The organism is Xanthobacter sp. BG11Y11_SDJG (assembly GCF_057364445.1).
The window spans coordinates 1-4,572 of the sequence record NZ_JBNFNU010000343.1 but is presented as its reverse complement, the minus strand read 5'-3'; the positions used below and the strand labels follow the sequence as shown (position 1 = coordinate 4,572).

The following is a 4,572-nucleotide window of genomic DNA, read 5'->3' as shown; positions in this document are numbered from 1 at the left end:
CGGGGTGAGCGGGCGGGTGGCGACCGGTGCCGAGGGGATTGGTGTCGGGGGTGCCATCGACGCGGCGACCGGCGCCTGCGCCAGGAACGCCACGGCACAGGCGGCCACGCCGACGCGCAGGGTGCGCGCCACGGAGCGGGGCATCCGCTTGCGCTGGGAAAACGATCGACCGACATCATGGCCAGATCCTGCCCGGCCGGGCGGCAATATCGGGGCCACGGAGCGGCCGCGTTGCGGCTGCCCCACGGCGGAACCCGCTCAGATCGGCCCCCAAACCGGGCCTAGTCGCCTTGATGATCACGCCGCCCATACGGACCCACCATGAACGCGGCGGCCGGAAGACATCCGGGATACACACACCGCTCGCGTGTTGCCGATTGGTTTCATGGGGTTTTGTGGCGGCTTCGCGGCGCATGGGCCGGCGGCGGCGGCCGGCGCCGCGAATGCGCCCGGCTGTGGCTTTGCCGTCACACACTTGTGACGGCGGCCCCACCGTCAGCCGGGGCTGGTCTCGCCCCGGCGCGCGGCCTCAGGCGGCGCCCGAAAGCTGGGCGATGGCGGCGCGGACCTTCTCCTTGCGGCCGAGATATTCCTCGCGCTTCTCGCGCTCGGCCTCCACCACCTCTTCCGGCGCGCGGGCGACGAAGCTCTCGTTGGAAAGCTTTGCGTCGATGCGGGCGACCTCCTGGTCGAGCCGGCCTTCCTCCCTGCGCAGGCGCGCCAGCTCGGCGGAGAGGTCGACCACGCCGGCGAGCGGCAGCGCCACCACCTCGCCACGCACCACCATCTGCACCGAACTGGCCGGCACGGCATCCGCCAGCGTGATCTCGGACAGGCGGGCCAGGCGGCGGATGGAATCGCCCCATTCGGCGGCCCGGATCTCCGTCGAGGCGCCGGGGCTCACCAGGACCAGCGGAATCTGGGCGCCGGCCGGCACGTTCATCTCGGCCCGCACCGAGCGGATCTCGGTGACGAGGTCCACCACCCAGCCCACTTCCGCCTCGGCGTCCGGCGCGTCGAGGCCGGAGAGGTCCGGCCAAGGCGCAAGCGCCAGCAGGCCGGCGCGCGGCGGGCCGTCCTTGCCGGTCTCGGCCCACAATTCCTCGGTCAGGAAGGGCATGAAGGGATGCAGCAGCGCCATGGCGACGTCGAGCACATAGGCCGTGGTAGCGCGCGTCTCATCCTTGGCGGCGCTGTCGGGGCCGGAGAGCACGGGCTTCGCCAGTTCCAGGTGCCAGTCGCACACCACGTTCCAGATGAAGCGGTAGACCGCACCCGCCGCCTCGTTGAAGCGATAGGCGAGGATCGCCTCGGACACCTCGCGTGCGGCGCGCGCCGCCTCGCCGATGATCCAGCGGTTCAGCGAGCCTTCCACCTTGGCCGGATCGAAGTCCGCTTTGCGCCCGCAGCCGTTCATCTGCGCGAACCGCACGGCGTTCCAGAGCTTGGTCGCGAAGTTGCGGTAGCCCTCGACGCGCGAGGTGGCGAGCTTGATGTCGCGGCCCTGCGCCGCCATGGCGGCGAGCGTGAAGCGCAGCGCGTCGGCGCCGAACTGGTCCACGAGGTCGAGCGGATCGATGACGTTGCCCTTGGACTTCGACATCTTCGCCCCCTTCTCGTCGCGGACGAGGGCGTGGATGTAGACGTCCTTGAACGGCACTTCGCCGTCCATGAAGTGCATCCCCATCATCATCATCCGGGCGACCCAGAAGAAGATGATGTCGAAGCCCGTCACCAGGACCGAGGTAGGGTAGAACTTCTTGAGCTCGGCGGTCTCGTCCGGCCAGCCCATGGTGGAGAACGGCCAAAGCGCGGACGAGAACCAGGTGTCCAGCACGTCCTCGTCGCGGGTGAGGAACTGGGCGCGCCGGTCGGCGTCCTGGATCAGCACCTCGGCGTCCTCGGGCGAGAGGCTCTCATTGCCGACATTGTGGGCGATGGCCTGCTCGAACGCCTCGTCCTCGTCCTCGGCCACGAAGACGTTTCCGAACGGGTCGTACCAGGCCGGGATCTGGTGGCCCCACCAGAGCTGGCGCGAGATGCACCAGGGCTGAATGTTCTCCAGCCACTCGAAATAGGTCTTCTCCCAGTTCTTGGGCACGAAGCGGGTGCGCCCGTCGCGCACCGCGGCGAGCGCCGGCTGGGCCAGGGTCTTGGCGTCCACGTACCACTGGTCGGTCAGCCAGGGCTCGATGACGACGCCGGAGCGGTCGCCATGCGGCACCATGTGGGGGTGCGGCTCGATGGTCTCGACCAGTTCCAGCGAGGTGAGCAGGTCGACGATGTGCTTGCGCGCCGCGAAGCGGTCCATGCCCTTGAGATGCGAGAGCACGCCGGCGGCATCGGGCGCGTCCACATAGGCTTCGGGCCGCTCGGCATAATCGTCGAGGATGCCCTGCACGTCGATGCGCGCCTCGGCGTCGAGCACGTTGATCATCGGCAGATCGTGCCGCCGGCCCACCTCGAAGTCGTTGAAATCGTGCGCCGGGGTGATCTTCACCGCGCCGGAGCCCTTCTCGGGATCGGAATATTCATCCGCCACGATGGGGATGCGCCGGCCCACCAGCGGCAGGATGACATGCTTGCCGATCAGGTCGCGATAGCGCTCGTCGTCCGGATGCACGGCCACCGCCGTGTCGCCGAGCATGGTCTCGGGCCGCGTGGTGGCGACGACGATGAAGCGGTCCTTCTCGCCCTCGATGGGATAGCGCAGGTGCCAGAGATGGCCCTTGGTCTCCACCTGCTGGACCTCCAGGTCCGAGATGGCGGTGACGAGCTTCGGGTCCCAGTTGACCAGGCGCTTGTCCTTGTAGATCAGCCCTTCGCGATAGAGCTGCACGAACACTTTCAGGACCGCGCGCGAGAGCCCCTCGTCCATGGTGAAGCGCTCGCGCGACCAGTCGCACGAGGCGCCGAGCCGCTTCAGCTGGCCGACGATGGTGCCGCCCGATTCCGCCTTCCAGGCCCACACCTTCTCGATGAAGGCGGCGCGGCCCATGTCGCGCCGGCCGGGCAATTGCTGCGCCATGAGCTGGCGCTCCACCACCATCTGCGTGGCGATGCCCGCATGGTCGGTGCCAGGCTGCCAGAGCACGTCCTTGCCGCGCATGCGCTCGAAGCGCGCCAGCACATCCTGCAGCGTGTTGTTGAGCGCGTGGCCCATGTGCAGCGAGCCGGTGACGTTGGGCGGCGGGATGACGATGGAGAAGCCCGGCTGGTCCTTGCGGTCCGCCCGGCCGCAGCGGAACGCGCCCTCGTCCTCCCAGGCCTTGGCGATGCGCGCCTCCACGGAGGCGGGATCGAAGATCTTCTCGAGCATGGACGGAGGCTCCGGAACCTGATGCGGCGGCCGGGCGGCCGCAGGAGCGGCGCGCGGACACGATTGAAATCTCAGGCGGCGTTAAAGCCGCATGGCAGGGGCGGCGTCAACCGCGCCGCCGCTGGCCCGCCCGGCGTAGGGCCCGCCGCCGCAATTCTGCGACGCCGCGCCATGGACGGCGGCGGGCACCGATGCTCTATTCCTTACGCGGCGGCGCGGCGAGCAGCGGCGCGGTTCGGGGCGGGGCGATGGACGCGTGGGGGGACTTCTTCGCGGCGATGGTGGGCGGCGCCTCGGCGCTGCTCGGCTTGCTGTTCGTGGGCCTGTCGCTGAACCTGGAGCGCATCCTCGCAGCGAGCGGCCTTGCCAGCCGGGCGCTCCTGGCGCTGGCGCTGCTGCTGGTGGCGACCATGCTGTCCCTGGTGTTCCTGATGCCGGGGCTGGGCCTTTTGACCCACGGGCTTCTCGTGGTTGCGGCGGCGACGCCGCTGTTCATCGTCGGAAGCTACATCTGCATCACCAATGCGGCGAGCGAGAAGCGCTCGCGCCTCGTGGTCGGCATGAACCTGGTGCTGTTCGAGCTGGCGGCGCTGCCCTATCTCGTCGGCGGCGTGCTGCTAATGCGCGGCGACGGCAGCGGCATCTACTGGATCGCCGCCGCCCAAGTGCTGTCCATCGTCAAGGCGGCCGCCGAGGCCTGGGTGCTGCTGGTGGAGATCAAGAGGTAGGGCTGCATCGAGCACGTTGCCGAGGCCCTGCCGTGGTTCTGCCCCGTGCGGCTGCGTCCATGTTTACAGCTCGGGGCGCGCGGTCAGGGACATGCCGTGTGGCCGGCTTGTCGCGGCCATCCCCGCCCGGCGGCGCGGCTCAGGCCTCCCCGTTGGGGCGTCGCCGGCGCGGCGTGGATTCCCGACCCGAGGCCGGGCACGGCGGAGCGCGGGGAGCAAGGCTGCCCCGACATGGCACCGCACCAGATGGTCCGTCAATGCGCCTGGGGCGCTCAGCGGCCGGAGCGCACCACGCGCTCGATCTCGGCGCGCACCAGTTGCTCGACAAGCTGGGGCAGGTTCTCGTCCAGCCAGTCCTTCAGCATCGGCCGCAGGATTTCCTTCACGAGGTCCTCCACCGTGCGGTCGCGCTGCGGCAGCACCAGGTCGCCCAGCGCGCTCAGCGAGGAGGCGATGGCGGCATCGGCGGCCGGCGAAAAGCAAGTCCTTGCGGCGCCCCGCGGACGCCGGCGCATCGGCCTCGCC

Annotated in this window: 3 protein-coding genes; 1 reads left to right on the top strand and 2 read right to left on the bottom strand. The window is 69.8% G+C overall.

The annotated features are described in order from the left end of the window. Window positions 1–529: 529 nt before the first annotated feature. Window positions 530–3,319, bottom strand: coding sequence for a valine--tRNA ligase (locus AC2W7M_RS20260; RefSeq protein ID WP_486134423.1), 2,790 nt, complete (start codon window positions 3,317–3,319; stop codon window positions 530–532). A 248-nt stretch (window positions 3,320–3,567) separates the two neighbouring features. On the opposite strand from AC2W7M_RS20260, the gene AC2W7M_RS20255 reads away from it, so the two are divergent. After that, window positions 3,568–4,047: a hypothetical protein gene (locus AC2W7M_RS20255; RefSeq protein ID WP_486134421.1), complete on the top strand. Its 480-nt coding sequence runs from the start codon at window positions 3,568–3,570 to the stop codon at window positions 4,045–4,047. 272 nt (window positions 4,048–4,319) lie between these two features. Here the strand turns inward: AC2W7M_RS20255 and AC2W7M_RS20250 are convergent. Beyond that, window positions 4,320–4,572, bottom strand: a 253-nt coding sequence (locus AC2W7M_RS20250; RefSeq protein ID WP_486134419.1) for a DUF2497 domain-containing protein, incomplete at its 5' end; no start/stop codon positions are given.